The following is a 15,712-nucleotide window of genomic DNA, read 5'->3' as shown; positions in this document are numbered from 1 at the left end:
TCGTCGGCGCTGATGCGATCCTCGTTCAGCGTCTGCCCCCTGGGCCCCCCCTCGATGCCCAGCCAACCCGATCAGTCCGACCCACGCCGCAGTGGCTGGTTCTCCCTGCTCCTGTGGGTTCTTCTGGCACTACTGCTGCGATGGCAGGTGCTGGAACCCCGTTGGATCCCATCGGGGTCGATGCTGCCAACCCTGCAGCTGCAGGATCGGATTCTGGTGGAGAAGCTGAGGCCGCGATTCGATCGCGCCACACACCAGACGCTGCCCCTCAACAGCATCGTCGTGTTCGGCGTCCCCCCCCAGCTCGTGGCTGCAGGCTATGACCCGGATGCAGCGCTGATCAAACGGGTGGTGGGTTTGCCAGGCGATCAGCTCGAGGTCCGCGATGGACAGCTGCTGCGCAACAACAGTGTGGTGAACGAGCCCTGGCTGAACGAAGCGATCAACTACGCCATGCCGCACGTCACCGTGCCGGATGGAGCGTTGTGGGTGATGGGCGACAACCGCAATGCCAGCCTCGATTCCCACCTGTGGGGACCCCTACCAGACAACCTTGTGATTGGAACAGCGGTTTGGCGTTACTGGCCACTGGCACGGTTCGGTCCGATTCGGTTCTCACTCCCGGATGCAGCTGTGATGCAGCACACAGCTGCGATAGGTTCAGGGTCCTGACAGAGAGCGGCGGGATGTTCAACCCAGAATTCCTGACCACAGACAGCCAGGACGGACAGCCCGTCAACGGATTGATTCAGTACCTGCAGGATCAATCTCCTGATGTACTGCAACGTGTGGCGAAATCAGCCAGCAACGACATTCAGGATGTGATCCGTCACAACGTGCAGGGGCTGCTGGGGATGCTTCCCGGAGAGCAGTTCGAGGTGAAGGTCACCGCCAATCGCGACAACCTGGCCAACATGCTTGCTTCCGCAATGATGACGGGATACTTCCTGCGTCAGATGGAGCAGCGCAAGGAACTGGAAGAAGCGATGTTCGGCGACGATGAGATGGCCATCGGCCCAGACGACGAACTCAATCTGTGAACGGGTCCTGCGGCACCAGCTTGGTGCGCAGCAGCGTTCTGTCGATCCCTGCAAGAAAGGTCCAGCTGGCCTGATCTGGAGCCCAGGGCCTCTGGAGAAGCTCCTCTTTAAAGCCAGCGGCCACCTCAGGGGTGAACACAAGAGGGGCGCTGTAGTGCGCCGGCACAAGCCAACGCATGGAGTCAAGGCCTGCCAATGCATCCAACCAACGGAGCAAGGCTTGGCGAGCCCTCGGCAGTACTAACCGCTCCAAAACCGGAGCGACCTGCAGACGCGGTGCAGGGTCCCCCATCAAGGCCGCCGCCGCCTGTTGCCAGCCGTCCTTCCAGGAAAAAGGATAGAGCCCGAAGTGCTCACGGGGCGAGCGCAAACCGGGACGAAACGCCTGGCGAAGCACCTGTTGCAACGAAGGAACGTCCAGCGGTTCCGGCCTCAAGTAGGAGGCGAACAGCACAAGCCGGGCCCAACCGCGACGGCGTGCTTCAACTGAATCCAGAAGCGGCTCATCGCCCCGCTCGCGGGCATGGAACAACAGCGGGGTGGGGTCTGGATCGAACACCGCGGAGGGCTCAGCACTGATCCCCACCAGTGCATCGGTCACCAGAAGGGCCCCGGAAGGACGGTGAAAACAGCTGATCTCCTGAAATCGCCCCACGCCGAGGTCCAGTGGACCGAGAGAGACCCAGTTGCAGATCTCTGGATGGGGCACCCCGTCGTCGAGCAGAACCCGGGTGCGACGTTTCGGCACTCCTAACCAGCTGAGGGGAAGTTGCACAGGGAAACTCCACTGGCCAGGGCACACCCACAGATCGGCCTGCGGGAACGCGCGAGCCAGGGGGCCAAGAGGAAGCTTGTGCTCGAGCCCCGATGCCGTCGGCATCACGATGGTCTGCACGGGGCCATGCACAGCCTCAAGATCCGCGAGTTTCTTCAGCAGCTCCCGGGTGGGCGGCAGGGGATTCACCAACATCAACCCGCCGGGAACCCTCACCACCGTGAGACGAATCGGCACAGCCACGTAATACACCCCTTGAAGCTGCTCAAAGCTCCAGACCTCACCGGAAATAAGCTCTTCGGCATGCGTGGCTCGCCGGCCATAGGGGTAGAGCGGCAGCAGCGGCCACCAGGGCCAGTGTTGGTCCTCAGATTCAACGCCGTTTGCTCTCACCAAGACCAAGTTCAATCCCCACAGTCTGCTGAGTTATGCGGATAACCAAGGCGACGTTAAGTCGACCTTTCGAGATTAGTGCGAGGTGTTGACCGATCTTCAAAGTACAAGGCACAACCTCGTTCCTCGAATCATTGCTTCAGCGCAATGCCAAGGGTTCAATCCGGCCATCCTTCTCGATACCAAGTTGAATCGGTCTTGGAGCTCCTAAAGCAGGCAGTGTCACTTCAACCCAAAGGGTGCTGCCATCCGTTCGGATTGAAGGATCCTTGACATCGGGTGGAATAAAAAAGGCTAATTCTGGCCCAGGATTAACTACCAGCGATCCCTCACTCAGCCGGATTTCTCCGAGATGATTGTTTAATCCTGCTCGAACCTTCTGTACAGCCTGAAGCCGATCCGCCTCAACGCGAAGCTTCACATGTTGCCAGGATCCAACTAGGTCAAGGGTAGAAACGTCCGACCTGGTCGGAACAAAAGGCACCACCATATTCAAGGTGATGTAACGCCCTCGAATCGGCAGGTTTGGATCAACTGGTGCCGTTGGCACCCAGGCTCTAGGACTGATCTGACGATCGAACCAAAACAGCAACCCAGTTGAAAGCATCAGGGCGGCTTGAACACCAGCAAGTAGAAGACCTGGTCTCCATCGAACTCGACTGTTCATGACATCTATGACGGAGGATTGGGAGGAAGATTGGGAAGCAGAGCTTGTCGCAATCTGTTTAAGCCCCATCCACCAACTAAAAAGAACATGCCAAGCCCCAAAAGGGAGAGTGAGCGATCAAAACGACCGATCACCTCAGTGAAATAGAAGCCAATCAGCGTGGTAGCGAGCAGAACGATGCCGATGTTCACCCGCTCTGCTCGGGCCTCAGTACTTCCCCAAAGCATCAAGCCCACAGACCCGACCCCCCACCAAGCAAAACTCAGCACACTGAATCCTTGAACCTGGATCACAAGATCGAGGACCATCCAGATCGCTGCAAGAGCCAGGGGCCAAAAGCGATGGGGTCGTAGCCACCAACCAAGGATGACCGGCCCACCCAGCGTCACGACCCAGACCAGCAATGACAACCAAAGCGGCTGTCCCAAAGCAGGTAAATCCATACCCGTCGCCACTACAGCCCAAGTCACTGCTGCCGGCACCAGAGCAAGACCACCTATCCACATCAACACCGAGCGAGCGGGGGTCAATGGCGTTCGATCAGGTGCTGTGAAATATGTCAAAGCAGTCAGAAGTGCACCAGCAGCAATTGGAACGACGGCCCAGTCCGCTTCAGAGCTCGAAAACCGATCCACTTCGACGATGATCAGTGCGCTGATCCATCCAGGCAGAAGCAGTGAAAGTAAGGCCAATTGGGGCCACTGCCGCAACAACATCCACCCGGCTGCGGCTCCAAAGGACCAGAGCAGTAGGCCCCAACGGAACGACCAGAGGACATCGAGGTGGAAAATCTGAGCGCAGAGAAACACTCCCGCACCAAAAGCCATCGTGCCAACTGCGTGCAAGCCAAGTGCCATCAGCTGAAAACGCTCAGAAAACCAAGCACCACCAGCGTGAAGAGCGATCACGATGAACAGAAGCAGGCTCACGCGCCACAACGGTGGCATCTGATCCCAGTGAGCTGAGACGAAAAGCAGTAAGCCAGCAGCCAACAGCAGTGAACCCAGCAGAATCGTTAAACGAATTGGCACAGTCAAATGACGCACCGATGAATGCTTTGACTGATTGAGCTGGGAGTCTTCCCATCGCTGAATCGCTTCGGCCATATCGGCATCGATCAGCTCAGCTTGCAACCACCGGCGCAGCTGATCACTTAACGATTTGGAAGGATCCATTCAGAAACCACGCTGACATTCATTGTAAAAGCCCCGCTCAGCTGGCTTGACGAATTCTCCTGAAACTTGATGAACAGTCTTTTGCTATCAACATCGTTTCGGTAAAGATCCAGTCCTTGAAGGCTGATGACTTCAGGCTTCAAATCTCTGCCCTTGACGTCCTCAAAAATCAACTGTTGAAGGCAACGCTGGGGTTCAGTTGTATCTCAGCATTGCCCTGAGCTGATAACCCGGCTCATCGCGATAGGTGATGTTGTTGATGCGCCAGCTGCCCTTGCAGTCTTGGTTCATCTCTGAACACGTCGAATCGAGAAAGCGGCCATCACGCATCGGCGTGAGTGCTCGGGGCTGCAGTTGCACACCATCCAGCCCACTTGCACAAAATTCCAGGGACAACTCAGGGACAAGCCCCTCAGACCACTTCCTGTGACTGAGAGCTATGTGGCAGCAGCGGCCAGAAACCCCAGCGCTGATCAGCAGGATTCACACCAGCTCCAGCCACCACGCTCCCCATCAATGCAGTGATTCTGCAGAGGAATGGATCAGACCAGGGGGAAAGCACCAACCGCGGCGCAGAACAGCACTACTCTCTAAGCAAGTGGTGCGTTTATCTGTATGCATTTAAGGCATGATATTTGACCAGCTATTTAACTGATTCGAAGTCGCCTGGCATCCAGCTTTTTTCGAACCATGGTTCAAGCGGGCCGTAAAGACGAAGGATTGCGTTGTATCCCTTGCCGGGCATGGTCTGCACCCAATTACCGTCTTGTCCTTCCGGTGCCTTGGGGCCGAAGTAAACGGTCGCAGACCCATCATCATTTAGTTTCACGCCTTTTGAGTTGCTATCCAAACCACCGGTAACTTGATCGGTTTCGAGGATCGAACGTGTCTGATTGTCGTAGACCATGAAGGACCAGAAGTCTTTGGCCGGGATCGGAGCTGGCAACGTCACCTTGTAGGTCATCGCTCCATTCAGAGGCACGCCATTGCCATCAGTGGTTGCCATCGCATAGACCGAACCCTTGCCAACCATTGGCTTGACCATCATCGGGGTGCTGCCCGTGGCGTAGTAGTAAAAGATCAGGCGATCATCTAACACTCGCTCGCCATTGTTGAGAAACTCATGGCTCCCTCCAGCCAGAGGTGAATACCACTGACGCTTCCCGGGATAGAAGTAAACCTCTTGATTGCGAGGGCTGAAGACGACGGTCCTGGCATAGGCATTGGCGATGGTGGAAGCCTCGGTGAGGATTGTCTTCATCCGATCGTCCGGCTTGAACGTCTGTCCTTTTTTGATGCCAATCGCTCCAGCCAGCCCTACTAGCTCAGGATCCCAAGCGGTCGCGGGCTCATACTGAATCACTTCATTGAGCTCGTCATAAATGCTCGCATCATTGGCATGAATAGTGTTGTATTGCTTGTTTGACAGATTGATAAACCCAGTCGGCTCGGGATTGTTGGCGTCGGCAAGCGGGTAAATCTTGAAGGTTTTCTTGAAGGCCTCAATGGCCTCTTTGGTTTCACCGGGCTTGGCGGCAATACGCATCAACGCCCAATGACGATAGGTCGATGTCTTGGAGACGAAATATCCTTCGGGAATCTCCCCTTCATAGTCAGGGCCCACCAAGAGGTATTTGCCTCCCTTGCCCTTGTCGGCACCGACCACCCCCAGGTCCGTGACATAACGGAAGAAGGCATCATTCACAAAACCGAGAACCGGTGTGCCGATCTCGATCACCACGGGTCCGTCTTTCACATCGATTTCCGCATGCACGTAAGGCGTGGTCGTCTGTGGCGTGAGCCACAGGGAACGGGCATTCATCAACTGCTCAGTGATCCCTATTGAGTGGTTGGGCTTAAGACCGATTTTGACGTGCCCGTTCAGCATTCCATACATCGAAGCGGCTGGCGTTCCATTGATGAACAGTTCGACCGCACGGGAGATATCTACGAAGTAGCTCACTTTGGAGGCAGTGTCCTTCGTTGGAAAACCGTCTTGAAATCTCAGTTCACCGAGATAGCTGCTCTCCATCTTGTCGGGAGTTAGCAATACCTCGGGAACCTTCGCTTTATAGGTTGGACTCTCCTGCGCTTGAAGGGGTGAAACGGCAATTGATCCTGCAAGACATGCGGCGGTGAGGATGAAGTGCTTGGTTTTCATTCTTTAATGTCCTAATTGTTGAGTTGGAATGCCTGAAGACATTGATGTAACAGGAAGGACTGATCTCGCACCCCGAGTAGCCCTTCTGGTAGCAGCCCCTTGGTGGGGCTTTCTCATGCAATCGTTAGTTCACAGGCATGATGTCCTGCAAGGGATAGGTCTGATCGAAATAGGCCTGAGTCGGTCCGTAAAAGCGCAGATAGGAGAACCAGCTCTCCTTGGGATTGGTCTGAATCCAATTGGCTTTTTTAACGCCGTCCGGCAATTCAGGGCTGAAGTGCATCGTCACTGAACCATCGTCGTTCTCAATCAGACCTGTTCTTGAGCTCAGTGCAGCCCTGCCTTCATCGTTGAGAATCAGCGTGCGCGAATTGACGTCATAAACCACAATCGACCAGAACACCTCCGCAGGCGCGTTGGGCGGCATCGTCAGCTTGTAGTGCTTGTCGCCTTCCAAAAAGTTGCCATTGCCATCCTTGTAAGCCGTCCGGTATTGCTGTCCGATGCCTGCCTTCTCAATGTAATAAGCCTTGCCCCTTGAAACAGCCTCCCAGGTAAAGGCAGCCCTGCGATACAGCTGATCCATATCACCATCTCGGTCATCCACCGTGACCACCATCAGCTGATCCCAGTTCGTGCCCTTGTAAAGATCATTATTTGAGAAGGGCTTGTCAAAGGTGATCGATTTGAGCATGGCCTCACCGATCACGGCAGCTTCTTTCAAGATCTCAGCCTGAGTCGCCGTGAGCTGTAAGGGTTGGCCCTTCTCCAGACCAAGCGAAGCGAGCATGCTCAAAAAGAAGCGATCGCGATCTTCAAAAACTTCGCGATCCATGATTTTTTTCAATGCCTTCCAGTAGACCATCCCATGGGGCTGCCATTGCCCCCACTCCGTGCTTTCATCCACATCAATGATCGGATTCAGGGTGGGATTGGCACGTTCTGCATAGGGAAAGATGCGGAAACTTGATAACAGCTGATCCGCCTCAGCAGGATCAGGCATCAGAGCCCTGATCCCAAAAAACGCAATGTTGGAGCCATTGCGAATGACGGTGTACTCCTTGGTATCCAAACCATCGGGGATGGCCATCTGAGGCGCAAGGACGAGCAGCTTCGCGCCATTGCCCTGATCCGGACCAGACATCCCGAAATCATGAATGCCACGCTGTCAGATGTCATTGACAACCCCTGCTGACAGTCCTTTGGGAATGTCAAAAACCAGTGGCCCTGTTCTAGAGAGATCGGCAAAGGCAACCGCATAGGGAGTCGTGGCATTTGCCGTCAGAATTCCCTGCTTCGCTTTAGGAGAGGTGAGCCGCACAATCTGGCCATCTTTGGCACCGAAAAGCTCTTCATGGGACTCAAGCCATCGGGCATAACTGACAATCGGAACGGCCCAGATGTACGCCTGTGTTGCCTTTTGAAAATCGAGCTCATTCTTAAGAGTATCGATGGTCTCAAGACTGGGGTAACCGCCTGCAAAACCGCCCTTGGTGAATGTGAGTTCACCAATGCGAGATTTCAGTTTCTTAGGTGAACTTTCTCCATAGGCCCTAAATTCACGGGGGCTGAGTTCATCTTTGATGGTTGTGACATCAACGGATTGAGCATGGGCGATCGGTCCTCGCTCAGCCAATCCGCCAAACAAAAGGCCCAAGGTCAAAGCGATCGGGAGAGCACGCATGAAAATGAAAAAACTCTGGTTTGAGTCGTTTTTATTTGATTGAAACGATACTCAAGCCACAAAAAAATTTGGTCCTGATCGTGCATTCTTTTGCAGGTTGATCCACATCTCGATGCCTCGGTATCTGAGCATCCGTTGGTGTTTAACGGGTTGCTCAAGCCGTGCTGACAAGGGGGTAGTCTCTCACCAGAACGAACTGATGCTTAGCCAAACCCAGGGTTCATACCCTTAAGCCGTTCAGGCTTAATTTCCATAGAACTGAAACATAAGTTAGCCGGCAGGCATGAAACGCCACAATCAAGCCAAAATGAATTGATATCAAAGGTCCGATGAACGACCACAGCCAACAGCAGTTACCGGCTCTGGAGATGGTGCGGGCTCATGCGGTTCCGCTGCTGGCCGCCATCAGCAGCCTCAGCCTTCTGGCAATCGCCGTCTTGTTGATCCCACAGGCCGTGAAGATGCACCGTTATAACCGTTGTGTTGATGTTCAGATCAGCATGCGACAGGCAATCAACCCTGGAAATCGGAACAGCCCCGGCCAACTGCACTACCTCAAAGCAGTCGAACACTGCGAAGGCCGATGAGCGCAATGGCTTGCAGATTCCAGCAGTTGGCGATGGGTATCACTGTGATTGGCCTGTTCGTTGCAGCTCGGCCTGAACCAGGGTGGAGCCATAGCAAAGGAATTTATGCCACCCAAGCAGAAGCTAAAATCCGCGCGCAACAAATCGGCTGCACAACTGTGCATCAAAACAATGGGAAGTGGATGCCCTGTGCTGATGAGCGCGAACTCCACACACAGCTGCGCAAGCAATGAGTCAACACTTTTCACGAAGGGCACGCAAAGTTCATCGTTGGCTCGTTCCGATCGCCGCTCTCCCATTGCTGATCACAGCCGGCACAGGGTCTCTTTACAGCTTGCTCTTGGAGCAAGAGATTGATGCCTTCTGGCTTCTCAAGATCCACACGGGGAACTTTGGTGTTCTGAACCTCCAGCCCTTCTATCCAATGCTGCTCGGAGCACTCACCGTTATCGTCACGGTTTCTGGTGCACTGATGCTTTTCAAGCCACAGCGGTGATGCAACGTTCGTTCAAGTGATCTCTCTCAAACAGATCAGCAGCGCGCAAAGACGGAGGTTGTGCAGAAATTCACGGGCCTGCTCGAAACTTCACCTTTGAAATCGAGTCTTTCCGCAAGGATCCGCCTGTTACTGCAGTAATTCTGCAGGCACCAATGAGTCAGCGAACGGTGGCAGGAAGAAGCCAACGTCCATAGCGGGCATACAAAGCCGGAATCACCACCAGCGTGAGCATTGTGGAAGTGATCAAACCTCCGAGCACAACGATGGCAAGGGGCTGAAGAATTTCATTACCGGCGCCAAAAGCAAGAGCCAACGGCAACATGCCCAGTGATGACGTCAGTGCCGTCATCAAGATTGCGTTGAGCCTCTCCAGGCTGCCATTGCAGATCAACTCCATTTGCGGCTCACCGCGTTGATGGCGTCGATTGAAGTTGTCCACCAGCAGAAGGCCATTGCGAACGGCGACTCCAAACAAGGTGATGAAACCGATGAGTGAGGCCACCGACAGCACACCGCCGCTGAGCAGAACAGCGACCAGACCACCCACAAGGGCAAGGGGAAGATTGATCAAGATCGCAACCGTGGCAGGCCACGAGCCCACCACAACCAACATCAACAAGGCGATCAGAACCGCAGCCAAACCGCTGTAGACAACCAATGCGCGGGTTGCGCGTTGTTCAGATTCGAACTGGCCTCCGTAGCGAATGGCGTACCCAGCCGGCAGCGTCACCGACTTGCTCACCTGGCTGCGAATGTCATTCACCACCGGCCCCAAGGGGCGGCCGGCAACGTTGGCTGACACCACGATCCGTCGAGCCACATCCTCACGGTTGATCTCGTTCGGGCCACGGGTCGACTTCACCACCACAAAGTCGCCGAGCGGTTGCAGTACACCTGAAGCGGTTCGAATCGGCACACTGCGCAAGGCATCCAGATCACCACGTTGCAAAGGAGACAGGGTCACAACCAGGGGAAAGCGGCCACTGGCGGGCTCAGCAGGACTGATGAGTGCACCATGCAGGGCAACGTCTGTCGCTTCCGCAAGCGTTGCAAGACTCACCCCTTCCTCAAGTGCCCGTTCACGATCAATGGTCAGCTGGATCTGGGGCACCGGCAGCAGAGGCTCAAGTTGCAGATCCACCACGCCTGGAACCTCCCCCACCACATCGCGAACCTGTTCGCCTAGACGGCGCAGTTCATTCAAATCAGGGCCCGAAATCTTGATGGCGATGGCACTGCGTACGCCAGAAAGCACTTCATCCATCCGATGGGAGATGAACCCACCGATGTTGGGGGCCACACCAGGTAGAGCAAGAAACGCCTCACGTATACGCGCGATGGCAGCAGGGCGATCCGCCATGGCCTGATCAATCAATTCCAGATCCACATGAGCGATATTCACTCCTGCACCATCGGCATCTCCTGGTGCACGCCCGGAGCGCACTTGAATCCAGCTCACATCTGCACTGGACTGGAGACGTTCTGAGAGAACCTTGCCTGCGCGGGTTGTCATTTCGAGAGACACACCGGGGTAGAGAACCATTGAATTCACAAGCGACTGCTCGCGAAACTCCGGCAGGAACACCCGCCCAAGGCCTGGAAGGATCAACACAGCAGCCAGTACAAAAGCCATGGCAAGGGCCAAAACGCGACGTGGCTTGGTTCAAGCGATGTTGAGAATCGGCTTGTAGAGCCGCTCCGCTGTGCCCTCAACCCAAGAGGTGTTCGCCGGCAGCGGCGCCCGACTCAGCAACAGAGCACACAAGGCCGGTGAAAGAGTGAGCGCCACAAGCGTCGACGCCACAATCGACAGAACGTAAGCAATGCCCATCGGCATAAAAATGCGCCCTTCCACGCCCGTGAGCGTGAAGATTGGAGCAAACACCACAACGATGATCAGGGTGGAAAACAGCACCGGCTGACGGACTTCCACAGAAGTGCAAAACACCACGTCCAAGGGGTCTTGGGGCAGCGGCAACTGCCGATTGCGGCGCAGCCCCCGATAGCAGTTCTCCATGTCAACGATGGCATCGTCGACCACCGATCCGATGGCCACCACCAAACCACCAAGGGTCATGGTGTTGAGCTGAAGCCCAAGCCCGCGCATCAACAACAGACCAACCAACAACGACAACGGAATGGCACTGAGAGTGATCAAAGCAGTGCGCCAGTTCATCAGAAACAGCACCAACACAGCCGCCACAATCACAACGCCCAGCAGCAGTGATTCGCTCACATTGCGGATAGCAATATCGATGAACTGGGCCTGACGGAACGTCTGGCGCACCTCCACACCCTTCGGCAGGGAGGCATTCAGCTGTTCAACCCGTTGTTCTACAGCTTGCGTCAGCTGCGGAGTGTCCACATCGGGTTGCTTGTTGATCATCAACACCACCGCTGGCTTGGCATTGAAGGTGGCTTCGCCACGCCGCAAGGCAGCACCGGGGCGGATCTCAGCGACATCGCCCAACGCGATGATCTGATCGGTCGCTGAACGCAACGGTGCCCTTTCCAAATCAGCACTGGCCGTGCTGAAGGAGGGAGGAAGGATTAAACGTTCTTGCCCGCCAGCAATCTGAACACCACCGCGGCCGTTGAACTGTGATGCGCGAGCTGCCTCAACGACATCAGAGAGAGCAAGATTGCGCTGCTGCAGAGCCTCCAGATTCAGCTGCACTTGTGTCTGCGGCAGGTCACCGCCGTAGATCGTCACCTGAGCGACGCCAGGGATGGCGAGCAGCGCATTTTCATAGGTGGTTTGAACCAACGAGCGCAATCGCAATTGCTCCTCTGCCGTCGCCGAATCAGGCAGCGTGAAGGCGTATTGGAGAACGGTGCCGAGGGGCGAAAGGGGCGGGGAGATGTCCGGCGAATCGGCCGACGCTGGCAACTGGGTGCGGAGCTGCTGCAAACGTTCCGACACCAACTGCCGGGCGTTCTGCAACTGCGATGCATTGCGAAACACCACCTGCACCATCGAGAGGCCAGGCTTGGATGCCGAGCGCACTACCTCAACACCCGGCAAACCATTCACAGCCGCCTCAATGGGCGCACTGATCTGGCGCTCAACCTGCTCCGGTGCAAGACCAGGAGCAGCCGTTTGAATCTCCACCTGTGGTGGCGCAAAGGGGGGGAATACATCCAGAGGCATCTGAACAACGTTCAGAACGCCCCAAACACTGATCAGAATCGAGCAGCCAACGACAAACCAACGGCGTGCAATCGAACCACGCAGGATGGCATTGAGCAGCTTGGTCAACATTGATGCATCCGATCAACCTTGCTTGGATCCAGAACCACGACTGCGAACTCCGACCACCACACCGAGAATGAACAACACAGCAACAACGATGCCTCCGGGGAGAATCCATGCAGGGGCACTGTTTTGTACAGGCTCAACTGCAGCCTGGCCCGATTCGGCCACTGCGGTGCTTGTTGGACTCTTTTCAACCGGAACACGATCCCGCTTCTGAGACTCGGCGTAAAGCGAAAGAGCTCCTGAAACAACCACCTGTTCATCGGCAGTCACACCCTCCAGAACAACAATGCGGTCGTTCGTTGCCGCCCCGAGACGTACGAACACCGGGTCGTACGTGCTGCCGCTGCGTACAAACACCAGAGGTTTCCCAGCAGCATCAACAACAGCAACGCTCGGCACCGTCAATTGCCCATCAGGCCCGCTCTGGGGAGCATCCGTGATGATCCCAAGGAGCTGATCCTGATCAGGCGATGCCTTCACCTGATCAACCTCACCGTTCTGGACAAACTCATCACCATGACCGGAGTGGGCCAAAGCAGCTGGGGTGACAAGCCCCTGAGCACTCACGCAAAGAACAGCACAGCAGAGAAACAGTGCGCGCACGTTGTTAAGGCAATGTCACTCCCATTGTCGTGAAAATTTCAGATTCACACGAGCTGCTTAAACAAAGAAGCAAATTCAACCTTGCGAGCCGGCGAAGGGGCCTTAACAAACAGCCTCCGTTGCCCACCATTGCTCACTACTACCCAAAATCCAGGAACAACTGAAGGATGGGCCCCCAGACATGTGCATGCCACAAGGAACCAAGTGACCGCAGCGGTCAGCAGGGCAAGCGACTCAACCTCTGAACCTAGGATTGACAAGCGGGGGGGGAATGACTGGTCATGCCCTCCCAAGCACCCTTCATCCGTGTAGAAGACTCATCAATAGAGCCAAATTGAGCAAGTTCTAGAGGAGTTGGCTGCAAAGTCTTTGCCAACTGAAGAAGATCAGCTGCCAACTGGTAATCCCCCTCAAGATAAAGCACCTTGCAAAGTGAAATCACCTCTCCATAATCAGCAGCAGAAGATCCATTAATAAGACCACGTGCGGTGCCTCGGGAGACAACTAATTGCAGTTCAATACCCATAGACAAACCATAACCAATGCGGCAATGCACGAATCAAGAACTACAGGATCAGTGCGGAATCAAAACATCATCCCGGCTTCCGATCCAAGCCAATTATTGATGCGTATCAAGCCATATTGACCTTGGGATAATCATCAAAACACAACTTAATATCTGCACTTGGCTCCTTGCCTGAAGCAAACAGCCAAAAACGATCCGTTCATCAGTGAATGGGTGAAGCCTGGAAGTTCCAGCGCTCCCCATCCTCAAGCCACAGTTCCCAGGCCAGACGTGATCCATCGCGAAGCTGCAACTGCCCCCCGAAGCCCGCAGGAGAGGCCTGATAGAGATCGGTCATCTCCTGCGCAGGCTCTCCATCGCGGGTGAACAGCACCTCCACTCTCTTGCCGATCCGCTGACCAAGGTCTCCGCGGAGCTCCTCGATGGTCATGCCTGGACACTGCTGAAATCCAACACCAGATCGCCGAGATCGTCGCGGCTGATGCTGAAGCGGAAGTCATCAAGGGTGCCGCTCCACAGACCCGCGGAGGCATCCGCCTCCAGCCCCACAGGCGCTTCCACGCTGTGATCAAAGAGGGTCTGGAAACAGTGCGCCGCCACCCGCGCCGCCTGATCGGCATCCATCTCATCGAGCTCGTGGGCTGCCACAGGGCAGCCCTCGAGCAGTTCTGCATCAATCACATTGCCCATTCCCACATCGGCAACCAGCGCTGCCAGCGCGTCCTGCATGCCGGATCCAGCCATCGTCAATGTCACACCAACAGGGCGATCAAAGCACTTCCCCTGCTCGATAGCGTGTGGCCTCCTCTCTCCCGCGCGCCATGACGGCCAGGTCACTTCCGAGCACGGGTGCAGTAACCGGCCTGAAGGAAACCCTCGACTTTTTCCGCGACCCGCAGTTCGCGCAGAAACGGTTCACGTCCCATGGCGATGTGTTTGAAACGCGGCTGCTCAACCAGCGCCTCGTTTTCATCCGCGGGGAACAGCCGATTGCCGATCTGTTCGCCCAGGGGGACGCCCTCGAAGGTTGGTGGCCGGAGAGCGTGCGCCAGCTTCTCGGCAGCCGCTCGTTGGCCAATCGCAGCGGAGAAGGTCACAAGGCGCGCCGCCGTGTTGTCGGACAACTGTTTTCCGCAGCAGCCCTGAGCCGCTACACCCCCTCGATCGCCACTCTGGTGGAGGAGTTGGCAGACGATCTGATCCAGGCCCAGTCCCCGGTTCAGCTGGTGCCCTGCATGCGTCGCTTCGCCTTTGCCGTGATCGCCACCACCGTGCTGGGCCTGGATGCCAGCGACCGGCAGGCCCTGTTCGCCGACTTCGAAATCTGGACCCGGGCCCTGTTCTCGATTCCCATCGCCATTCCTGGCACGCCCTTCGCCAAGGCCCTGGAGGCCAAGAAGCGCCTGCTGGGTCGCCTGCAACAGGTTCTGGCTCAGAGATCAACGGAGCGGGGAGGCCTGGATCTGCTCAGCGGTGGCCTGGATGAAGCTGGGATTCCTCTCAGCGATGACGATCTTGTGGAACAACTGCTTCTGCTGCTGTTCGCCGGTTACGAAACCACCGCGTCGTCGTTGAGCTGTCTGATGCGCGCCCTATTGCTCAACCCCGACGTGGAGCAATGGCTGCTGCCGGAACTGCTGGATCAGTCCTGGCCCAACCTGGACGGCCGAAGCTGCCCTCGACTAGACGCCACCGTGCTGGAGGTGATGCGCCTGACGCCGCCAGTGGGAGGGTTCTTCCGCAAAACCAAGGACACCGTTCAATTAGGGGATGTGGAGATACCAGAGGATCGGGTGATTCAGGTGGCGCTTTCACCAAACCTTGGCGATGGCTCCTGCGACCTGGCGGACATCAGGCCGCAACGGCACCTGGATGGATCGTTCACCCAAACCCTGTTGCCCTTCGGCGGCGGGGGACGAGTTTGCCTGGGCAAGGCGTTGGCAGAGCTGGAGATCCGTCTGATGGCGGTTGGGCTGCTGCAGCGCGTGCGGCTGGAGCTGGCGCCGGATCAAGACCTGACGCTTCAGCAGATCCCCAGTCCCTCACCTCGAGGAGGGTTACTGGTAACAGCATCCGCCCGCGACAGGTCGTGATGAAGCAAAAGGGGATTGCTCAGGGATCGTCCTGTGACGCGCTGGAGTTGGTGAGGGTCTGGTAAAGCCTGAATCCACCCCAGCCCCACAGCAGAGACCAAAAAACAAAGGTGATGGCGGTGCCGATCTGGCCGTTTTCCAGGGAATAAACCCCGAACTCGATCAATCCGGCATCGATCAACGATCCACCAACGCCCCAGCCAAGAACCCAGGCGAAGAGAAACCCGATGGCCTGCAGATTTCCTGTCAT

Annotated in this window: 18 protein-coding genes and 1 pseudogene; 6 read left to right on the top strand and 13 right to left on the bottom strand. The window is 56.2% G+C overall.

What is annotated here, in order from left to right:
* The first annotated feature begins 54 nt into the window (after nt 1–54).
* Nucleotides 55–672: a signal peptidase I gene (lepB, locus tag SynMEDNS5_RS05010; RefSeq protein WP_186585212.1), complete on the top strand. Its 618-nt coding sequence runs from the start codon at nt 55–57 to the stop codon at nt 670–672.
* 14 nt (nt 673–686) lie between these two features.
* Complete coding sequence (locus tag SynMEDNS5_RS05005) at nt 687–1,040, top strand: DUF760 domain-containing protein (protein ID WP_186585210.1); 354 nt, start codon at nt 687–689, stop codon at nt 1,038–1,040.
* On the opposite strand, the gene SynMEDNS5_RS05000 is transcribed toward SynMEDNS5_RS05005, so the two are convergent.
* The 7 genes from SynMEDNS5_RS05000 to SynMEDNS5_RS13080 all read right to left on the bottom strand — a co-directional run bounded on the left by SynMEDNS5_RS05000 (nt 1,030) and on the right by SynMEDNS5_RS13080 (nt 7,895).
* Entirely contained in the window at nt 1,030–2,211 is a 1,182-nt protein-coding gene (locus SynMEDNS5_RS05000) for a DUF4336 domain-containing protein (protein ID WP_255440328.1), read from the bottom strand. The two genes, SynMEDNS5_RS05005 and SynMEDNS5_RS05000, sit on opposite strands and share 11 nt — an antisense overlap.
* A 136-nt stretch (nt 2,212–2,347) precedes the next feature.
* Complete coding sequence (locus SynMEDNS5_RS04995) at nt 2,348–2,815, bottom strand: hypothetical protein (protein ID WP_186585208.1); 468 nt, start codon at nt 2,813–2,815, stop codon at nt 2,348–2,350.
* A gap of 65 nt (nt 2,816–2,880) precedes the next feature.
* Entirely contained in the window at nt 2,881–4,050 is a 1,170-nt protein-coding gene (locus tag SynMEDNS5_RS04990; protein ID WP_186585206.1) for a DUF2157 domain-containing protein, read from the bottom strand.
* Between the two features lie 195 nt (nt 4,051–4,245).
* Nucleotides 4,246–4,410: a hypothetical protein gene (locus SynMEDNS5_RS04985; RefSeq protein WP_186585204.1), complete on the bottom strand. Its 165-nt coding sequence runs from the start codon at nt 4,408–4,410 to the stop codon at nt 4,246–4,248.
* Nucleotides 4,411–4,693: 283 nt separating this feature from the next.
* Entirely contained in the window at nt 4,694–6,211 is a 1,518-nt protein-coding gene (locus SynMEDNS5_RS04980; protein WP_186585202.1) for a DUF1254 domain-containing protein, read from the bottom strand.
* Between the two features lie 124 nt (nt 6,212–6,335).
* Nucleotides 6,336–7,355, bottom strand: a complete 1,020-nt coding sequence (locus SynMEDNS5_RS04975) for a DUF1214 domain-containing protein (RefSeq protein WP_255440327.1) — start codon at nt 7,353–7,355, stop codon at nt 6,336–6,338.
* 24 nt (nt 7,356–7,379) lie between these two features.
* The gene (locus tag SynMEDNS5_RS13080) at nt 7,380–7,895 is read right to left on the bottom strand and encodes a DUF1254 domain-containing protein (protein WP_255440326.1); all 516 of its coding nucleotides are present in this window, start codon (nt 7,893–7,895) and stop codon (nt 7,380–7,382) included.
* A 329-nt stretch (nt 7,896–8,224) separates the two neighbouring features.
* Between SynMEDNS5_RS13080 and SynMEDNS5_RS04970 the strand changes: the two genes are divergently transcribed.
* Genes SynMEDNS5_RS04970 through SynMEDNS5_RS04960 form a run of 3 tightly spaced genes read left to right on the top strand, consistent with a single transcriptional unit; the run spans nt 8,225 to nt 8,978 of the window.
* On the top strand, nt 8,225–8,482 hold the full coding sequence (locus SynMEDNS5_RS04970; RefSeq protein WP_186585200.1) for a hypothetical protein: 258 nt from the start codon (nt 8,225–8,227) through the stop codon (nt 8,480–8,482).
* 32 nt (nt 8,483–8,514) lie between these two features.
* Nucleotides 8,515–8,715 (top strand): DUF3721 domain-containing protein, encoded by a 201-nt coding sequence (locus tag SynMEDNS5_RS04965; protein ID WP_186585853.1) that lies wholly within the window; start codon nt 8,515–8,517, stop codon nt 8,713–8,715.
* The gene (locus SynMEDNS5_RS04960) at nt 8,712–8,978 is read left to right on the top strand and encodes a hypothetical protein (RefSeq protein WP_186585198.1); all 267 of its coding nucleotides are present in this window, start codon (nt 8,712–8,714) and stop codon (nt 8,976–8,978) included. Before SynMEDNS5_RS04965 ends, SynMEDNS5_RS04960 begins: the two co-directional genes overlap by 4 nt.
* Nucleotides 8,979–9,138: 160 nt before the next feature.
* On the opposite strand, the pseudogene SynMEDNS5_RS04955 reads toward SynMEDNS5_RS04960, so the two are convergent.
* From SynMEDNS5_RS04955 to SynMEDNS5_RS04935, 5 genes and pseudogenes are all read right to left on the bottom strand, one after another.
* Nucleotides 9,139–12,243 (bottom strand): annotated as a pseudogene (locus SynMEDNS5_RS04955) (efflux RND transporter permease subunit).
* A 12-nt stretch (nt 12,244–12,255) separates the two neighbouring features.
* The gene (locus tag SynMEDNS5_RS04950) at nt 12,256–12,843 is read right to left on the bottom strand and encodes an efflux RND transporter periplasmic adaptor subunit (protein ID WP_186585196.1); all 588 of its coding nucleotides are present in this window, start codon (nt 12,841–12,843) and stop codon (nt 12,256–12,258) included.
* Between the two features lie 247 nt (nt 12,844–13,090).
* On the bottom strand, nt 13,091–13,399 hold the full coding sequence (locus tag SynMEDNS5_RS04945) for a hypothetical protein (RefSeq protein ID WP_186586042.1): 309 nt from the start codon (nt 13,397–13,399) through the stop codon (nt 13,091–13,093).
* 172 nt (nt 13,400–13,571) lie between these two features.
* Nucleotides 13,572–13,799 (bottom strand): hypothetical protein, encoded by a 228-nt coding sequence (locus tag SynMEDNS5_RS04940; protein WP_186585194.1) that lies wholly within the window; start codon nt 13,797–13,799, stop codon nt 13,572–13,574.
* Nucleotides 13,796–14,113 carry a hypothetical protein gene (locus SynMEDNS5_RS04935; RefSeq protein WP_186585192.1) on the bottom strand — a complete coding sequence of 106 codons (318 nt, stop codon included), beginning with the start codon at nt 14,111–14,113 and terminating at the stop codon, nt 13,796–13,798. The genes SynMEDNS5_RS04940 and SynMEDNS5_RS04935 overlap by 4 nt, the downstream gene beginning before the upstream one ends.
* Nucleotides 14,114–14,190: 77 nt before the next feature.
* Here SynMEDNS5_RS04935 and SynMEDNS5_RS04930 point away from each other — a divergent pair, with 77 nt between their 5' ends.
* On the top strand, nt 14,191–15,462 hold the full coding sequence (locus SynMEDNS5_RS04930; RefSeq protein WP_186585190.1) for a cytochrome P450: 1,272 nt from the start codon (nt 14,191–14,193) through the stop codon (nt 15,460–15,462).
* A 19-nt stretch (nt 15,463–15,481) separates the two neighbouring features.
* Here SynMEDNS5_RS04930 and SynMEDNS5_RS04925 read toward each other — a convergent pair whose 3' ends face one another.
* Entirely contained in the window at nt 15,482–15,712 is a 231-nt protein-coding gene (locus tag SynMEDNS5_RS04925) for a hypothetical protein (protein ID WP_186585188.1), read from the bottom strand.

The organism is Synechococcus sp. MEDNS5 (assembly GCF_014279875.1).
GTDB lineage: Bacteria > Cyanobacteriota > Cyanobacteriia > PCC-6307 > Cyanobiaceae > Synechococcus_C.
Note: the sequence above shows the minus strand (reverse complement) of the source record. Positions and strands in the feature narration are given on the sequence as shown.

What these genes read in the sequence shown, in the direction of transcription:
- SynMEDNS5_RS13080 (WP_255440326.1), bottom strand. Translation starts at nt 7,895, where the DNA reads ATGCGTGCTCTCCCGATCGCTTTGACCTTGGGCCTTTTGTTTGGCGGA.
- SynMEDNS5_RS04990 (WP_186585206.1), bottom strand. Translation starts at nt 4,050, where the DNA reads ATGGATCCTTCCAAATCGTTAAGTGATCAGCTGCGCCGGTGGTTGCAA.
- SynMEDNS5_RS04995 (WP_186585208.1), bottom strand. Translation starts at nt 2,815, where the DNA reads ATGCTTTCAACTGGGTTGCTGTTTTGGTTCGATCGTCAGATCAGTCCT.
- SynMEDNS5_RS04960 (WP_186585198.1), top strand. Translation starts at nt 8,712, where the DNA reads ATGAGTCAACACTTTTCACGAAGGGCACGCAAAGTTCATCGTTGGCTC.
- SynMEDNS5_RS04940 (WP_186585194.1), bottom strand. Translation starts at nt 13,799, where the DNA reads ATGACCATCGAGGAGCTCCGCGGAGACCTTGGTCAGCGGATCGGCAAG.
- SynMEDNS5_RS04930 (WP_186585190.1), top strand. Translation starts at nt 14,191, where the DNA reads ATGACGGCCAGGTCACTTCCGAGCACGGGTGCAGTAACCGGCCTGAAG.
- SynMEDNS5_RS04925 (WP_186585188.1), bottom strand. Translation starts at nt 15,712, where the DNA reads ATGACAGGAAATCTGCAGGCCATCGGGTTTCTCTTCGCCTGGGTTCTT.
- SynMEDNS5_RS05005 (WP_186585210.1), top strand. Translation starts at nt 687, where the DNA reads ATGTTCAACCCAGAATTCCTGACCACAGACAGCCAGGACGGACAGCCC.
- lepB (WP_186585212.1), top strand. Translation starts at nt 55, where the DNA reads ATGCCCAGCCAACCCGATCAGTCCGACCCACGCCGCAGTGGCTGGTTC.
- SynMEDNS5_RS04975 (WP_255440327.1), bottom strand. Translation starts at nt 7,355, where the DNA reads ATGTCTGGTCCGGATCAGGGCAATGGCGCGAAGCTGCTCGTCCTTGCG.
- SynMEDNS5_RS04980 (WP_186585202.1), bottom strand. Translation starts at nt 6,211, where the DNA reads ATGAAAACCAAGCACTTCATCCTCACCGCCGCATGTCTTGCAGGATCA.
- SynMEDNS5_RS04935 (WP_186585192.1), bottom strand. Translation starts at nt 14,113, where the DNA reads ATGGCTGGATCCGGCATGCAGGACGCGCTGGCAGCGCTGGTTGCCGAT.
- SynMEDNS5_RS04965 (WP_186585853.1), top strand. Translation starts at nt 8,515, where the DNA reads ATGGGTATCACTGTGATTGGCCTGTTCGTTGCAGCTCGGCCTGAACCA.
- SynMEDNS5_RS04970 (WP_186585200.1), top strand. Translation starts at nt 8,225, where the DNA reads ATGAACGACCACAGCCAACAGCAGTTACCGGCTCTGGAGATGGTGCGG.